This window comes from Aeromonas fluvialis, from assembly GCF_000819885.1.
Lineage (GTDB): Bacteria > Pseudomonadota > Gammaproteobacteria > Enterobacterales > Aeromonadaceae > Aeromonas > Aeromonas fluvialis.
The window spans coordinates 48,395-64,939 of sequence record NZ_CDBO01000071.1 but is presented as its reverse complement, the minus strand read 5'-3'; the positions used below and the strand labels follow the sequence as shown (position 1 = coordinate 64,939).

11 protein-coding genes are annotated in these 16,545 nt (G+C 62.5%); 7 read left to right on the top strand and 4 right to left on the bottom strand.

Going from position 1 to position 16,545, the window contains the following annotated elements; all coding sequences use genetic code 11:
* Positions 1–168: 168 nt before the first annotated feature.
* The 3 genes from BN1125_RS16140 to BN1125_RS16130 all read right to left on the bottom strand — a co-directional run bounded on the left by BN1125_RS16140 (position 169) and on the right by BN1125_RS16130 (position 3,931).
* A complete protein-coding gene (locus BN1125_RS16140) occupies positions 169–1,668 on the bottom strand; it encodes an MltF family protein (RefSeq protein ID WP_042013489.1) in 1,500 nt (499 codons plus the stop codon).
* 145 nt (positions 1,669–1,813) lie between these two features.
* Positions 1,814–3,175, bottom strand: a complete 1,362-nt coding sequence (locus tag BN1125_RS16135; RefSeq protein ID WP_042013488.1) for an ATP-binding protein — start codon at positions 3,173–3,175, stop codon at positions 1,814–1,816.
* A 33-nt stretch (positions 3,176–3,208) separates the two neighbouring features.
* A complete protein-coding gene (locus tag BN1125_RS16130; protein WP_042013486.1) occupies positions 3,209–3,931 on the bottom strand; it encodes a response regulator in 723 nt (240 codons plus the stop codon).
* Between the two features lie 199 nt (positions 3,932–4,130).
* On the opposite strand from BN1125_RS16130, the gene BN1125_RS16125 reads away from it, so the two are divergent.
* Positions 4,131–4,481, top strand: a complete 351-nt coding sequence (locus BN1125_RS16125; protein ID WP_042013485.1) for a hypothetical protein — start codon at positions 4,131–4,133, stop codon at positions 4,479–4,481.
* A 76-nt stretch (positions 4,482–4,557) separates the two neighbouring features.
* Here BN1125_RS16125 and BN1125_RS16120 read toward each other — a convergent pair whose 3' ends face one another.
* Complete coding sequence (locus BN1125_RS16120; protein WP_042013483.1) at positions 4,558–5,466, bottom strand: LysR family transcriptional regulator; 909 nt, start codon at positions 5,464–5,466, stop codon at positions 4,558–4,560.
* A gap of 264 nt (positions 5,467–5,730) precedes the next feature.
* Between BN1125_RS16120 and BN1125_RS16115 the strand changes: the two genes are divergently transcribed.
* The 6 genes from BN1125_RS16115 (at position 5,731) to recD (ending at position 16,539) form a co-directional block, all read left to right on the top strand.
* Positions 5,731–6,057: a hypothetical protein gene (locus BN1125_RS16115; protein WP_042013482.1), complete on the top strand. Its 327-nt coding sequence runs from the start codon at positions 5,731–5,733 to the stop codon at positions 6,055–6,057.
* Between the two features lie 30 nt (positions 6,058–6,087).
* Entirely contained in the window at positions 6,088–6,774 is a 687-nt protein-coding gene (locus tag BN1125_RS16110) for a pirin family protein (RefSeq protein ID WP_042013481.1), read from the top strand.
* A gap of 38 nt (positions 6,775–6,812) precedes the next feature.
* A complete protein-coding gene (locus BN1125_RS16105; protein WP_005336513.1) occupies positions 6,813–7,205 on the top strand; it encodes a DoxX family protein in 393 nt (130 codons plus the stop codon).
* Positions 7,206–7,463: 258 nt separating this feature from the next.
* Entirely contained in the window at positions 7,464–10,844 is a 3,381-nt protein-coding gene (gene recC, locus BN1125_RS16100; RefSeq protein ID WP_042013479.1) for an exodeoxyribonuclease V subunit gamma, read from the top strand.
* Positions 10,844–14,479, top strand: a complete 3,636-nt coding sequence (gene recB, locus BN1125_RS16095; RefSeq protein WP_042013478.1) for an exodeoxyribonuclease V subunit beta — start codon at positions 10,844–10,846, stop codon at positions 14,477–14,479. The genes recC and recB overlap by 1 nt, the downstream gene beginning before the upstream one ends.
* The gene (gene recD / locus BN1125_RS16090) at positions 14,476–16,539 is read left to right on the top strand and encodes an exodeoxyribonuclease V subunit alpha (protein ID WP_042013476.1); all 2,064 of its coding nucleotides are present in this window, start codon (positions 14,476–14,478) and stop codon (positions 16,537–16,539) included. The genes recB and recD overlap by 4 nt, the downstream gene beginning before the upstream one ends.
* Positions 16,540–16,545 lie beyond the last annotated feature (6 nt).

Genomic DNA, 16,545 nt, shown 5'->3' with positions numbered 1-16,545 from the left:
AGTCCCGTCCGCTCCGCCAATGATTAAAAAGCCTAGTCGAAAGACTGGGCTTTTTTTCGTCTGCAGAATTTGAATGCTGATATTGTTATCTCACTCGAACATTCTCCAAGCGCGCCTTTACGCAGGAGGTGTGACGGAGAGAGAGGCTATCATGTTGCCTTTCGCATCTCATTGACTCGTGCTCTTTTTAATCTCTTCGGTCACCTGCCGTTTTTCAGCCTGTGCGTCCATGAGTAGCTTGTAGGCCACATAATATTTGTAGATGTTCCCCACATAGGTCACGGTTTCGGCGCCAATCTTCTCGGCGGCAATGTGCTCCACGTTGCCAAACCAGACGTTGGGGTTGAAGCCGCGTTGCTCGGTTAGCTTGCGTAGCTTGGCAATGCGGGCGGGTCCCGCATTGTAGGAGGCAAAAGAGAAGAGGGCCTTGTCCAGCCGGCTCATCGGCTCGTCCCCATAGTAGTTATCAATCATCCAGCGCATGTACTTGATTCCGCCATGGATATTGGGCTCAAGCTGGCGAATGTCTCCTACTTTGAGATCCTTGCCGGTCGCAGGCATGATTTGCATCACTCCGATGGCACCTACATGGCTGCGGGCCTTCTGATTGAGGCGTGACTCCTGGTAGCCTTGGGCAGCCATCAGCAACCAGTCCACGTCATACTTGTCCCCATATTGTTTGAACAGATTGATAATGTTTAGAAATTTCACTCGCTCCTGTTCTGAGTTGGCGTTTTTTACATATTTGCTGCTCTTGAAATAGCGATTCAGCAAGGTATTGCCGGTGATGCTGCCTTGGCCATGCAGCTTGATGTAGTTGTTCAGCATGGCTCGCAGCTCGGGGCTCTCCTTGCGCACGGCCCAAGCGATTTCACCATCGCGGCGAAGGGTGACCCTGTCATGCACCCGCAGGGTGGGGAAGATCTGCTTCCAGAAGTTGGCTTTGTGGCTATCGACTACGAGCAGGGGAATGAGGCCTGCACTTAGCATCTCCAGCAGATCCTCATCCTCCAGGGCATCGGGTGCCTCCTTGAGGCGTACGGGCGGACGTCCCTCCTGGACAAAGCGTGCATTGAGGGCTTGCAGGCTTTCGTAGTAGCTCGATGAGTAGCGCACGAACACTGTCTTGCCCGCGAGATCCTCCAGGGTATCAACCTGAGGGGAGTCTGGCCCGCTCACTAGCAGCTCGCTCACCCCCTTGTAGATAGGTTGAGTGAAGTCGACTAACTCCAGTCGTGCTGGCGTAATGGTGAGGTTGGCAGCCGCAATGTCGCCCTTGCCTTCCCGCAGGGCCTGGAACAGTTCCCCCCGAGCCACAGGGATGAAAATAACCCGCATCTTTAGATGGCGCTGCGTGAGCTTTTTCTCTTTCGCCAGCTGGATATTGAGGTAGCGTTCGAACTCCATGAGGCTGTCATAGGTGGCTCCGCGCTGGGTGCCCTTGTCAACGAAGTAGAAAGTCTTGCTGTAGACGGTGAGCACCCGGATCACCCGGCGATCCAGCATCCCGGGTAAATCACCGCTCCAGGGCTGCAGTAGATCGTCTGTGGTGAGGGTGAGCTGCTCGCGAGCGGTTTCCTCTGCGGGGGTGGCGGCATGAGGGCTGCTCAGGGGCAAAGCGAGGAGCAGCAAACTAAACAGGCCTGCCAAGCGGTTAAGAACACTCATATTCTGACTCCGAAATGGGGCTGCCATTAAATGAGTCTAGTTGAGGCGCGATACTCGTGATGCAATTTCCCTGCGTGGCTATGGGGCTCTACCATGGGTCAGAAACAGAGGTGGCTAGTGTCGTTTCAATGGATCACGACAGCACTTACCGCGGTAGGCTGATCCGCGCCTCCAGGCCGCCTTGCGGCCGGTTGAGCAGGGTCAGCTCGCCGCCGTGCTGATGGACCAAGGTGCGAGCGATGGAGAGCCCGAGCCCTACGCTGCCCGACTCGGTGTTGCGCGCTTCGTCCAGCCGCACGAAGGGTTTGAACACATCCTCCAGCCGCGTCGGATCGATCCCCGGCCCGTTGTCGCGGACCCGGATCAACAACTCTTCTTTGTCGCGCTCCAGCGACACCTCTGCACTGCCGGCATATTTGATGGCGTTGCCAATCAGGTTTTGCAGCACCCTGCGCAGGGTATTGGCCCGGCAGGCATAGACCTCTTTGCCCTCCGCCAGACAGGTGACTGGCTGGCCGGTATCGGCATAGTCATCGCACAGGCTGACCAGCAGGCTGACCAGATCCAGCTCGCGGGTCGCCTCCTGCTGCCCCTCCTCGCGGGCAAAGCTGAGGGTTGCCGCCAACATCTGCTCCATCTGTTGCAGGGTCTGCTGAATGCGCTCCTTGTCCTCGCCATCGGCCAGAAACTCGGTGCGCAGCCGCAGGCTGGTGATGGGGGTACGCAGATCGTGGGAGATGGCCGCCAGCATCTGGGTTCTGTCCTGCACGAAGCGGTCGAGCCGAGCGTGCATCCGGTTGAAGGCCTGAATCGATTCGCGGATCTCGGTGGGCCCTTCCTCTTTCAAGGGTTCGATATCCTCGCCCCGTCCGAGCCGCTCCGCATTGCCCGCCAGTTGCTTGAGCGGGCGGGTGGCACGGCGAAACAGTAGCACCATCAGCCCGATCACCAGACTGGCGACCAGCATCAGGTTGAGAGTAGTCTGCCACGACCAGCTACCTGCCTCCTTGTCGACCAGCGAGCTGAACTGCAGCCAGCCTCCCTGTGGCAGTTCTATGGAGCCATAGAGCCGCATATCCCGTGGCGGGGGCGGCCCCTTGCGATCCCGCATCATGCGGGCGTGATGCTCCCATGCCTTGCTACGTTGGGTATCCTCTTTCAGCTCGGCGCTGATCTCGACGGTGAGGCCGGGGGGATAGTTGAGGCGCGAGCGCACCAGCTTCTCGAAGCGAGGGCTGCGGTTGTCCGGTTGCAGCGGCTCGTCGGAGAGTCTTAGCAGCAGGGTCTCGCTGCGGCTCGCCTTGAGGATCTCGTCATAGAGGGAGGGGGGCGAGAGGGAGAGCAGCCGCACCACCGAGATGATCCGTTGCATGGCGTTGCGGCTGTTGACGAAGCCGAGTGCCTCCTCCCGATCCGAACGGTAGATCTGGATGCTGAGCAGCTGGATCAGGATCAATCCCGCCAGAGCCACCAGAATGATCTGGCCGGTCAGTCCCTTGGGCCACATCCGTGTCCACAGTTGTTGCAAGGCGCCCACTGCTTAGACCTGCGTCACGTTGACAGAGAACATATAGCCACCACCCCAGATAGTCTTGATCAGCTCCGGATTCTTGGGATCCCGCTCCAGCTTGCGACGCAGTCGGCTCACCAGGGTGTCGATGGCGCGATCGAAGGCCACCGCCTCGCGCCCGCGGGCAAGATCCAGCAGCTGATCCCGACTTAGCACCCGCTGCGGTCGCTCCAGAAACACCTTGAGCAGATCGAATTCGGCGGTCGAGAGGCTGAGGCCCACCCCATCCTCATCGACCAGCTCCCGACGATTGATGTCGAGCAGCCAGCGATCGAAGCGCAGATCCCGGGTCAGGGTCTCGGGGGCGGGCTGGGTTTCCGCCTGGGTACGGCGCATCACCGCCTTGATGCGTGCCAGCAGCTCGCGTGGATTGAAAGGCTTGGCCAGATAGTCGTCGGCCCCCATCTCCAACCCTATGATACGGTCGGTCTCTTCCCCCATGGCGGTCAGCATGATGATGGGAAGATTTGATTTGACCCGCAGCTCGCGGCAGAGGGTCAGGCCATCTTCACCCGGCATCATCAGGTCCAGCACCAGCAGGTCGAACTCCCGCTCCTCCAGCAGCCGCTTCATCTCTTTGCCATCCCGGGCGCAGCTGACCCGCAGGCCGTGCTGTTCCAGAAAGCGCTTCAATAGATCGCGGATCTCGCTGTGGTCGTCGACCACCAGAATATGGGTGTTGCCTTGATTCATGGGGAGGGCTCCTGCTTGACGTTGGCACGAGTATACGAAAATCAGACCGGCGGTTTGTGTCAAAGTGTGCCAGATCGGCACCATGCCACACTCTGCTACAAAAAAGGGTGATACTGGCATAGTTCAGACACCGATAGGGTGTTTACTTGAGGGCAAGGCAAGAGCGCCGAATCAGAATCACCCCTACAGGAGATAGACCATGAAAAAGCTGACCAAAACCCTGCTGACCGCCACCCTGATCCTTGGCCTGCCGCTGGGCGCCTATGCCGCCAGTGAAGCCGCCCCTACCGGCCAGCCCGGTGCCATGATGGATTGCCCGATGGATGGCGGTGGCAAGATGGGTGGCAAGCACCACGGTGGTCGCCACGACAAGATGGCACGCATGCAGAACATGACCCCGGAACAGATCCAGGCCAACCTGCAGCAACGTTATGACCGCATTGAAGATCCGGCCAAGAAGGCGGAGTTTATCAAGAACCTGGGCGAGCGTGCCGCTGGCATGACCAAGCACGCCGAAGCGATGAAGCAGTTCGCCGAAGCTAACCAGTAAGCGCCATCGCCGACAGTCAGTCGTAAAGAGGGGAGCCTGAGGCTCTCCTTTCTTGTTTCTGGCAGCGCTGCTGCCCCTATTGCGTCTGGAACAGCTTGGGGATCTCCCGTACCAGCCAGCTTTTGGCCTTGCCCATGGTATCCCGCCGCCAGGCCATCACCACCTGCAACTGATGACGATATTCCGGGGAGATCACCTTGAGCCGCCCGGCCCTGATGTCCTCCTCAATCCAGCTCTGCGGCATGGTGCCGACACCGATCCCCGCCAGCAGGGCATCGTGTTTTTCCGCCATGGTGCTGACGGTGAGGCGCGGCTGCTTGTCTAGCAGGCGATAAGTGAGTACCGGTTTGCGCAGCGCGGTATCGGCGACCGCGATGGCGCGATAGCGGCGCAGGGTTTCGTCCGCCAGAGGCTCCGGCTCCTGATGGAGCGGATGCTCGGGATGAGCGACGTAGAGCATGACCTCTTCCTTGATCACCTGATGCTTGATGCCAGCCATCATGATGTCCGGATTGATCGCGGAGATCAGCAGGTCGGCCCGGCCATCCTCCAGACACTCCCAACTGCCCGCCAGTACTTCGGCGCGCAACCTGAGTCGGGTATCGGTCTGTTCGGCCAGCTTCTCCACCAAGGGGTAGAGGGCCTGTACCGGAACCAGCGCGTCGACGGCGACTGTGATGTCGGTCTCCCAGCCACGGGCCAGGGCCCGGGTCTCGCCCACCAGATGCTCGGCCGCCTCCAGCAGCATCCGGCCTCGCTCCAGCAGCATGCGGCCCGCCGGGGTGAACTTGGTTCTGTGGCCGCTGCGGTCGAACAGCATGGCATCCAGCTCGTCCTCCAGCTTCTGTACTGTGTAGCTCAGCGCCGAGGGCACCTTGCCCAGCTCATCGGCTGCCGCCGCGAAGCTACCGCGGCGGTCGATGGCGTCCAGCACCCGGATTGCCTCCAGGGTCAGTGCCCGTTCCTTGTTCGATACCTTGGCCATTCCTTACCTTCAATTTTTTTGAATATGTTTGCCAGTATATCTCGCTAACAAGTTAGGCCAAGTGACTCTACTATTCAATCAATGCTTAGGCAGGAGCGTCGAGCGGCCAAATATGCAGGAATTTACGCACTGTGATACACCAAATCGGTCTGTCTGATGTCGGTGAAAGAACAACACACTATTTGAATAATCTCTTGCATGGACGCATTGATTCAGGCCGAAAAGGCCTTGGCAATCACATATAAAACAAGAGAGTGAAAGAACATGAAAAACGTAATCAAGATGCTGGCCATTGCAGGCCTGATGACCACAGGTTTCGCCCAGGCTTCCGTACCGGCTGACTTCAATGCCATGCCCGGCGTGCTGTTTGTTAAGTGGAATGCCACTGCTGCACTGGATGGCAAAGCCAATTCGATGCTGGAAGTGCGTGACGAGTCTGGCCATCTGCTGGCATCAGTCCACGCCAATCTGGAAGGCACCCAGCAGGTGCGGATCCCGAGCCGTACCCAGGGCAACCTGACCATCAGCCTGGCTGGCCAGAGCAGCGAATACCGTATTCCGTTCGGCATCGGTGGTGGCAAAGACCGCTAAGTCGCCCCCCGGATAGATGAGGAGCAGACCATGATGCAATTGAGAGCCGCAGAAGCGCGGGGCAAGGCCAACTTTGGCTGGCTGGACGCGCGCCACAGCTTCTCTTTCGGTCACTACTATGACCCACAGTGGATGGGGCACTCGGTACTGCGGGTGATCAATCAGGATCGGGTTGCGCCGGGTGGCGGATTCGCCACCCACCCTCACGCCAATATGGAGATCCTCACCTGCGTGCTACAAGGCACCATTGAGCACAAGGACAGCCTCGGCCATGCCGAGCAGATCCCGGCAGGGGATTTCCAGCTGATGAGCGCAGGCAGCGGGATCCGCCACAGCGAGTACAACCCCTCGCAGACGGATCCTCTCTCCCTGTTGCAGATCTGGATTGAGCCGAACGAGTTCGGCACGCCACCCGGATACCAGCAGAAGAAGATCGAGTCCAGACCGGGCATGACGCTGGTAGCGTCACCGGATGGCGAGGCGGGATCGCTGCGGATCCGCCAACAGGCCCGCGTATGGCGGCTGGAGCTGGCCCCGGGCGAGACGCTCGAATGGGCACTGGCTGGCCGACACGGTTACCTGCAGATGATGTCAGGGGGGTTGACCGCCAACGGTCTGGCTGCCCGGCCCGGCGACGGGGTACTCAGTCGTGATGAATACCGGTGGGAGTTGGTCGCAACCAGTGCCACTCAAGCCCTGTTGTTTGACCTGCCCTGATTGGTCAGTGGCGATACGAGATAAATGAGGATAGTAAAATGGACAAGATGAAAGATGTTGCGCTACTGGCGGGTCGTGTACTGCTGGCACTGATGTTCGTGATGGCGGGCTGGAGCAAGATCGGTGGTTACGCCGGTACTCAGGGTTATATGGAAGCGATGGGCGTGCCGGGCTTTATGTTGCCGCTGGTGATCCTGCTTGAGCTGGGTGGTGGCCTTGCCGTCGTGCTCGGTCTCTTTACCCGCAGCCTCTCCGTGTTGCTGGCCGGTTTCACTCTGATGGCTGCCTTTATTTTCCACTACCAGCCTGCCGAACAGATGCAGATGCTGATGTTTATGAAGAACGTCTCAGTGGCCGGTGGTTTCCTGGCGCTGGCGGCGGCTGGTGCGGGTGCATTCAGTGTGGATGCCCGTCTTGGCAAAAACTGGTAACAGCCAGACAGTTTGAGTTTTCCAATGCCTTTTGGCCGGTGCAACTGCACCGGCTTTTTTCTGTCTGCGTTTTCCGGATAGGTGAGGTGGCGCGTCAAATCTGCGGCGCCCCTCATGGTTCAGCGGTTTACCCGCCTGCTGGCCACAAGTGCCTTTTGCATCTTCCCCCCCGATCCCCGACAATTCCCTCTCTTGTGAAGTGACGGAAATGGCTCGCCTTTTCCCTCGCCCCCTCTCATCCACAGGCGGGAATTGCTCATGTTTACCCTCTACCACTCCAATCAGCTGGATCTGCTCAAAGAGCTGCTGGTGAGCCGCATCCGGCAGGCCCCTCTCTCTCACCCCTTCGATCGGGAACAGATCCTGGTGCAGAGCCCGGGCATGGCCCAGTGGCTCAAGCTGGAGCTGGCCAAAGCCTTCGGCATCGCCGCCAATATCGACTTTCCGCTGCCCGCCAGCTTTATCTGGGAGATGTTCACCCAAGTGCTGGCGGATGTGCCGCGTCAGAGTCCCTACAACAAGGGATCCATGAGCTGGCAGTTGATGACCATTCTGCCTGCCTTGCTGGAGCGCCCCGCCTTTGCCCCGCTCGCCGCCTATCTGGGCGGGGGAGATGAGAAGGATCCAGCCCGGGATCCCGAGCAAGTGCGGCTGTGGCAGCTCTGCCAGAAGGTGGCGGATCTCTTTGACCAGTATCTGGTCTACCGGCCGGACTGGATCGCCCGTTGGGAAGAGGGGGAAGGATTGAGTCAGGAGCTGGCCGGGGTGAGCGGTCAGGATTGGCAGCCGGAGCTGTGGCGTGAGCTGGTGGCCCGCACGTTGGCGCTCTCTCCGAGCGGTTACCACCGCGCCAATCTCTACGAGGAGTTTATCCACGAGCTGGCGCGTACTGCCGATCTGCCGGGCAAGCTGCCGCAGCGGGTCTTTGTGTTCGGCATCTCGGCGCTGCCACCGCGCTATGTGGAGGCGCTGCTGGCCCTCGGCAGCCGGCCGGAGGTGGAGGTGCACCTGTTCGTCACCAACCCCTGCCGTTACTACTGGGGGGATCTGCTGGATCGCAAGACGTTGGCACGGCTGGAGAACAAGCTCAAACCCGGTACCGATATCGAGACATTGCAGGGCCCCGCCAACCCGCTGCTCGCCTCCATGGGCAAGCTGGGACGCGACTACCTGCATCAGCTGATGGAGCTGGAGGTGCCGCAAATCGAGGCCTTCGTCGATATCGACGAGGTGGATGGCAAGGGCAATGTCAGCCTGCTGCGCGCCATCCAGAAGGATGTGCTGGAGCTGGCAGAACGGGGCTCGGACCAATTTGATCTCGACAGCAGCCACCACAAGAGCCCCATCGATCCGGCGGATGGATCCTTGCAGATCCACGCCTGCCACGGCCCGATGCGAGAACTCGAGGTGCTGCACGACCGGCTGCTGGCGCTGTTTGAACAGGACCCGTCCCTCACCCCGAAAGATGTGGTGGTGATGATGCCGGATGTGAACAGCTACGGCCCCTACATTCAGGCCGTGTTTGGTAAAGAAAAGAGTGGGGCGCGCGGCCAGATCCCGTTTGCGGTCTCGGATCGGGCAGCGAGTCAGGAGAGCCCGCTGCTGCAAAGCTTCCTCGCCCTGCTCAGACTGCCTAATGCCCGCTTCGGGGCGGGGGAGCTGCTGGCCATTCTCGAGGTGCCCGCCGTGCTGCGCCGCTTCGAGCTGGATGACGACGAGTTCAACCAGCTGCGGGTCTGGGTGCAGGAGACCGGCATCCGCTGGGGGCTGGATGACGGCTACCCCGTCCGTTTCGATCTGCCACCCATGTCCGGCAACAGCTGGTTGTTCGGCCTGCGCCGCATGCTGCTCGGTTTTGCCATGGGCGACGGCGAGCCGGTGGCGGGCATTCTGCCCTACGCCGATATCGAAGGTCAGCAGGGCTTGGCGCTCGGCAAGCTCGCCTGGTTTGTCGATTCGCTGGCCGAATTCCTGCCCCGCTTGCAACAGGCGCAGCCGCTGGCCGAGTGGAACGCCTGCCTGCTGGCGCTGCTGGAGCGCTTCTATCTGGCCGACGAGGATGAAGAGCGTCAGCTCCAGCTCATTCGCAGCCAGCTGGTCGAGTGGCAGAGCCAGCTTGGCGAGGCCCGCTTCGAGCAACCCATCACCGCCGACCTGCTGCAGGATTACCTCGGCAGCGTGCTGGGGGAGTCCCGCTCCAGCCAGCGTTTCCTCGCCGGTCAGGTCAACTTCTGCACCCTGATGCCGATGCGCTCCATCCCCTTCAAGCAGGTCTGTCTGCTCGGCATGAACGACGGTGTCTACCCGCGCACCCTGGCCCCCATGGGATTCGATCTGATGGCGGTGGCGTCGCGGCGCGGTGATCGCTCCCGCCGCGATGATGACCGCTACCTCTTCCTCGAGGCGCTGCTCAGCGCCCAGCAGGGGCTCTATATCAGTTATCAGGGTTTCAGCGCGCAGGACAATAGCGACAAGGTGCCCTCGGTGCTGCTGGCGGAGCTGATCGACTATGTGCGGCAGGGCTTCGTGCTGGCGGGGGATGAGGAGCTCGACGACGAAACCTCCGGCAAGCGGCTGCTCAACCACCTGATGGTGGCGCACCCGCTCACCCCCTACAGCCGCAACTACTTCTACCCGGAGGCGGGTTCGCGCCTCTTTACCTATGCCGCCGACTGGCTGCCCGCCCTCAATCCGGTGCGCGGCGCGGCCAACTTCCAGAGTGGCGAGCTGCCTCTCCCGCCAGATTGGAACAGAGGGGGGGGCAAGGAGCAGGGGCTGGAGCTGGCGGAGCTGCTGCGCTTCTATCGCCAGCCCACCAAATATTTCCTCAACCGTCGCCTCAAGGTGTGGTTTGAGCTGAACGAAGCCAGCATCGAGGACAGCGAGCCGTTCGAGCTGGATGGCCTGCAACATTATCAGCTGAAAGATCTGCTGCTCGATGCCCATCTGGCAGAAGGGGATAGCACCGAGCGGCGCGAGCGGTTGCAGCTCACCGGTCTGTTGCCGCAAGGGTGGTTCGGCAGCCTGCTGCTGGATGATCTGGATGCCGAGATGGGCAAGCTGGCGGATCGGCTGCGCCCTTGGGTTGCCAATGGCGATGCAGAAAAGCAGGCGGTGGAGATCGATATCTCCCTCACTCAGGGCCAGCTGCAAGGGTGGATCGACACCCAGAAGGGGCGCTTGCTGGTGGTCAAACCCGGCAGCTTCAACGGTAAGGATCTGCTGCTGGGCTGGATCCAGCACCTCTGCCTCTCCCTCAGCGACGCCCCCGGCGACACCCTGCTGTTCGATGCCAAACAGAGTCTGCGGTTAGCCAAGCTCGCTGCCGACGAGGCGCGGCCCAAGCTGGCGGCGCTGGTGGCCTGCTGGGCGCAGGGGATGAAGCGGCCGCTGCCCTTCTTCCCCAACACCGCCTGGGATTGGCTCAAGGCGATCGAGAAGGATCCCGACAAGCCGGAGGCGGCCGACAAGGCGGCTCTCACCCGTTTCAACGGCGGCTGGATGATCAATGGGGAGGGGCAAGACCCTTACGTCGCGCGCTGCTTCCCCGAACTCGATGACGAGGTGCTGGGCCAGTTGCAGGCGCTGGCCCGCGAACACCTGACCCTGCTGCTCAAGACCCTGGAGGAGCTGCAATAATGGCTAACCCGCTCAATACCCTGCGTTTTCCCCTCCATGGTGAACGACTGATCGAAGCCTCCGCCGGCACCGGCAAGACCTACACCATCGCCGGTCTCTACCTGCGCCTGCTGCTGGGCCACGGCCCGATTATCGAACAAGAAGGTGAAGAGGGCGCCGATGCCGGTCAGCCGAGCGCCCACGAGCGGCCGCTCTCGGTGACCGAAATTCTGGTGGTGACCTTTACCGAAGCGGCCACCGCCGAGCTGCGCGGGCGGATCCGCGGTCGCATCCACGAGGCGCGGCTCGCCTTTATGCGCGGCCATAGCAGTGACACCCTGCTGGCCCAATTGTTGGACGAGGTGGAGGATCACGAGCTGGCGGCCCGCCGCTTGCTGGCCGCCGAGCGGCAGATGGACGAGGCGGCGGTCTTTACCATCCACGGTTTCTGCCAGCGGATGCTCACGCAGAACGCCTTCGAGTCGGGTGCCCTCTTCGAGACCGAATTTCTCACCGACGACAGCCAGCTCAGGCTGCAGGCGGTGAGCGACTACTGGCGATCCGAGTTCTATCCGGTGGATAAAGCCCTCGCCAGCGCGGTGCGTGCGCTCTGGCCGAGCCCCGCCGCCCTGCTGCGGGAGATGGGCGGCTGGCTCGACAACAGCGAGCTGGAGATCCACCCCGCGCTGGGTGACGAGACCCTCGCCGCCCGTCATCAAGCGGCTATGGCCCGCATCGAGGCGGTAAAGCGCGAATGGCTGGCGCAGACGGACGAGATCCGCCGCCAGACCGACGGCCAGATCAGCCGCTACACCGGCAAGAACTACGAAGGGTGGCTTGCCAAGATAGCCGACTGGGCACAGGACGAGAGCAGTGGCTACGCCATCCCGAAGGAGCTGGAGCGCTTCGGTCAGACGGTGCTGGAGGAGAACCTCAAGAAGGGGGGCGCTGTGCCGACCCTGCCGCTGCTGCGCCAGATCGATGAACTGCTGGCGAGCCGCCCCGGTATTCGGGATCTGATCCTGCAGCGGGCGGCCAAGGTGGTGCGCAGCCGGATGCAGGCGAGCAAGCGGCAGGCTCATCAGCTCTCGTTCGATGACTTGCTCAAAGACCTCGACGGTGCGCTCGGTTCCAGCCTTGGCGAGCGGCTCTGCGAGCGGATTCGCGCCACCTACCGGGTGGCGATGATCGATGAATTTCAGGATACCGACCCCCAGCAGTACCGCATCTTCCACCGCCTCTATGGTTCACAAGAGAGTGGCGGCCACCAAGACACGGCGCTATTGATGATCGGTGACCCCAAGCAGGCCATCTACGGCTTTCGCGGCGCTGACATCTTTACCTACATTCAGGCGCGGCGAAATGTGAGCGCCCACTACACCCTCGGGCGCAACTGGCGCTCCAGCAGTGCGCTGGTGGGGGCGGTCAACGGCCTGTTCGAGCGGGCCAAGGATCCCTTTATCTACGAGGCGGATATCCCCTTCCTGCCGGTGGAGGCGCAGGGCAAGAGCAAGGCGCTGCTGCTCGATGGCGTCACCGCCCCTGTGCTCCACTGCTGGCAGCTGACCGGCCAGCCGACCTTCAATCGGGGGGATTACCAGAGCAAGATGGCCCGCGCCACCGCCGCCGAGATCCACCACCTGCTGACCCTGGCCCGCGAGGGCAAGGCAAAGATAGGCGATCAGGCGGTGAAGGCCGGGGATATCGCCGTGCTGGTGCGCACCGGCGCCGAGGGCAAGCTGGTGCAGCAGGAGCTGGCGCGTCTCGCCATCGCCTCCGTCTATCTGTCGAACCGCGAGAGCGTGCTGGAGCAGACGGAGGCGCGGGAGATTTTGCTGATTTTGCACGCCTGTCAGAACCCGAGCGAGGAGCGCAGCCTGCGGGCGGCTCTGGCGACCGGCCTGTTTGATCTCGACGCCAAGGCGCTCGATGGGCTGGCCAGCGACGAGCGGGCGTGGGAGAGCGCGGTGCAGGAGTTTATGGAGTACCGCAAGATCTGGCACCGCCGTGGCGTGCTGGCCATGCTGCGGGCTCTGCTGCACCGGCGCAATCTCGCCTCTTCGCTGTTGGCGAGCCCCTATGGCGAGCGGCGGCTGACCAACTTCCTCCATCTCGGCGAGCTGCTGCAACAGGTGAGCAGCGAGCTGGATGGCGAATATGCCCTGCTGCGCTGGCTGGGGGAGGCGGTGAGCCGCCCCAACGGACAGGATACTGAGCAGGTACTGCGGCTCGAATCCGAGCGCAAACTGGTGCAGATCGTCACTATCCATAAGTCCAAGGGGCTGGAGTACCCGCTGGTGTTCCTGCCCTTTATCTGCAGCCACAGAACCGCCGAGACCCCGCTCTATCACGAGGCGGACGAGGCGGGCAATCGCACCATTCTCGATCTGACCGGCGCCGACTCATCGCTCGCCGAAGCGGACAGGGAGCGGCTTGCCGAAGATTTGCGGCTGCTCTACGTGGCGTTGACCCGGGGCGTCTACGCCACCTGGCTGGGGCTGGCGCCGGTGCGGGCGGGGGCGGGCAAGTCGGAGAAGACCGACCTGCACCACACCGCCATCGGCTACCTGCTGCAAAAGGGCGAAGAGGGGGATGCACAGACGCTGGCGACCGCTCTGACCGAGCTGGCACAGGCGCTGCCCGGGGTGGCCGTCGGTGAGCCCTCGCTCACCCGTCCGGCCCCGCTGCCGCCAGAGGAGGAGCAGTTGGGCGAGCCGCAGGTGCGCCACTTTAGCGGTTCCCTTGAGCGGGACTGGTGGATCAGCTCCTACTCCGGGCTGGCGGCGCAGGGTCACGGTCACAGTAAGGGCGTACTCGCCAATCCCGGCTTCGATGACGAGGTCGTCACCGAGGCGGCTGCATTGGCTTCCGAGCAACCGGAGGAGACGCCCCAGCCCTCCATCTTCACCTTCCCGAAAGGGGCGCGCCCCGGCACCTTGCTGCACAGCCTGTTTGAGACCATCGACTTTCAAAGCGCCGCGGGCGAGCCGCTGGCAGAGCATATCGCCAGTCTGTTGCTGCAAGACGGCTTCGACGAGAATTGGGCTCCCGTGCTGCAACAGCAGGTGGAGGCGGTGCTCGATACTCCGCTCGATACCGGCTTTGGTGATCCGGTGCGGCTGCGGGACTTGAGTGCCAAGCGCAAACAGGTGGAGCTGGAGTTCTTCCTGCCCATGGGGCGGGTGACGGCACCGGCGCTGACCGCGCTCTGCCAACGCCACGACCCGCTGTCGCGGGGCAACAAGCCGCTGAGCTTTGCCACCGTGCAGGGGATGCTCAAGGGCTTTATCGATCTGGTGTTCGAGTGGCAGGGGCGCTGGTATCTGCTCGACTACAAATCGAACCATCTCGGCATGAGCCCCGCCGATTACAGCCGTCCGGCGCTGGAGCGGGCGATGGCCGAGCACCGCTACGACCTGCAATACCAGCTCTACTCGCTGGCGCTGCACCGGCTGCTCACCCTGCGCCTGCCGGGTTACGACTTCGAGCAGCACTTTGGCGGGGTCTTCTATCTGTTCCTGCGCGGCATGCCGCAGGGGGGCATTTTCCATACCCGCCCGAGCCGTGAACTGGTGCTGGGGCTCGATGAGTTGTTTAGAAACGGTGATCGCGCTGGCGGTGTGTCATCAACAGAATTAAACGAGGTAGAGGCATGAGCGGCACCATGATCAGCACAGCAACCAGCGCCATGATGGTTGAACGGCTCAAAACACTGGCGCTGGCTGGCCGCATCCGCCAGCTGGATCTGCAATTTGCCCGGCTGGTGGCCGACCTTGGCGGCAGCCCCGAGCTGGTGCTGGGGGCGGCGCTCGCCTGCTTCGAGCTGGGGCGCGGCCATGTCTGCCTGCCCCTTGAGATGCTCATCGCCGGATCATTGCGGCCGTTCGGGCTGGATCCCCAGCAGAGCCGGGATCTGCTGGGGGATCTGGCGGATCCTGCCCGCTGGCCCGCCCTGTTTGCGGCAAGCCCGCTCGTTGGCAGCGAGCAGCATGAGGGGCTCGCCCCGCGCTGGCCGCTGCGGCTCTGGCACGGGCGGCTCTACCTCACCCGCTACCACGATCATGAGCAGGGGGTGGCCCGCCACCTTCGAGCCTTGAGTGAAAGAGCCGAATGGCCTGAAATTGCCCCGGCCCTGTCGCGGCTGTTTGCCCGCGACTACGGGCTGGTGTTCGCGGCGCTGCTCAAGGCCCGCCTCGCCCCCGATTTTTCGGCCCGCCACTTTATCGAGAAGTATCTCGATCTGGTGTTCCCCAATGAAGTGGACTGGCCCGCCATCGAGACGCTGCTGGCCAGCGCCCAGGCGGCGAGCGACTTGAGCAAGCTGGATGCGCTGGTGCCCGAGGCGCTCTGCTGCAACGGCCAGAAGCTGGCGGCGGCCACCGCGGCGGCGCGCCCCTTTGCGGTGATCTCCGGTGGCCCCGGCACCGGCAAGACCACCACGGTGGCCAAACTGCTCGCCATTCTGGTGGAGACCGGCCTGCAAGCAGGCAAGGCACCGGCGATCCGGCTGGTGGCCCCCACCGGCAAGGCGGCGGCGCGCCTCACCGAGAGTATCGGCTCTGCCCTGCAGGCCCTCGATCTGCCCCCCGAGTGGGTGGAGGCGATCCCCACCGAGGCGGGCACCCTGCACCGGCTGCTCGGGGTCATTCCGGGGCGCAGCCAGTTCCGCCACCACGCAGGCAACCCGCTGCACCTCGACCTGCTGGTGGTGGATGAGGCCTCCATGGTCGATTTGCCGATGATGGCGCGCCTGCTCGATGCGTTGCCCAGCCACGCCCGCCTGATCCTGCTCGGTGACAAGGATCAGCTCGCCTCGGTGGAGGCGGGGGCCGTGCTCGGCGATATCTGCAGCTTTATCGAACAGGGCATCAGCCCCGCGCAGGCGGATTGGCTCTCCCACCAGACCGGCTACCGCTTGCAGGGTACGCCCGCGGGGGCACCGGTGCGCGACAGCCTCTGTTTGCTGGCCAAGAGCTGGCGCTTTGATCAGCACTCCGGCATCGGCCAGCTGGCGCGCGCCTGCAACAGCGGCGATGCCACGGCGGTGGAGGCCGTCTGGGGCATGGGCTTTGCCGATATCAGCCTGCACCCCTGGGCGGGGGAGGCTTACAACGCCCTGATTGCCCAAGGGGTGGCCGGTTACGGAGCCTATCTTAAGGCGGCCCGCGCGGGGGAGGATCCCGCCGCCGTATTCAAGGCATTCAACAGCTTCCAGATCCTCTGCGCCCTGCGCGACGGCCCGTTTGGGGTTGAGGGGCTCAACGAGCGGCTCGAACTGGCCCTGTCACGGGCTGGCCTGATTGCCCGCGATGGCGACTGGTATGCAGGTCGCCCTGTGATGGTGGTGCGCAACGATCACGGGGTCGGTCTCTACAACGGCGATATGGGGCTCTGCCTGCCCGATGAAACAGGCCGCTTAAAGGTCTGGTTCGAGCAGCCGGACGGCACCCTGCGGGCGCTTTTACCCAGCCGGCTGCCGCCCCATGAGACCGTCTACGCCATGACCATTCACAAATCCCAGGGCTCGGAATTTGCCCATACCGTGCTGGTGCTGCCCGACAGCTCCAGCCCGCTGCTGACCCGCGAGCTGGTCTATACCGGCATCACCCGCGCCAAGGCGAAACTCGATCTCTACGGCGATCGCGCCCTGCTGGCCCAGGCCGTACGGAAAAAGACCGAGCGTTATTCCGGATTGGCGGAGAGGTTGTCGTATTAACTTTTT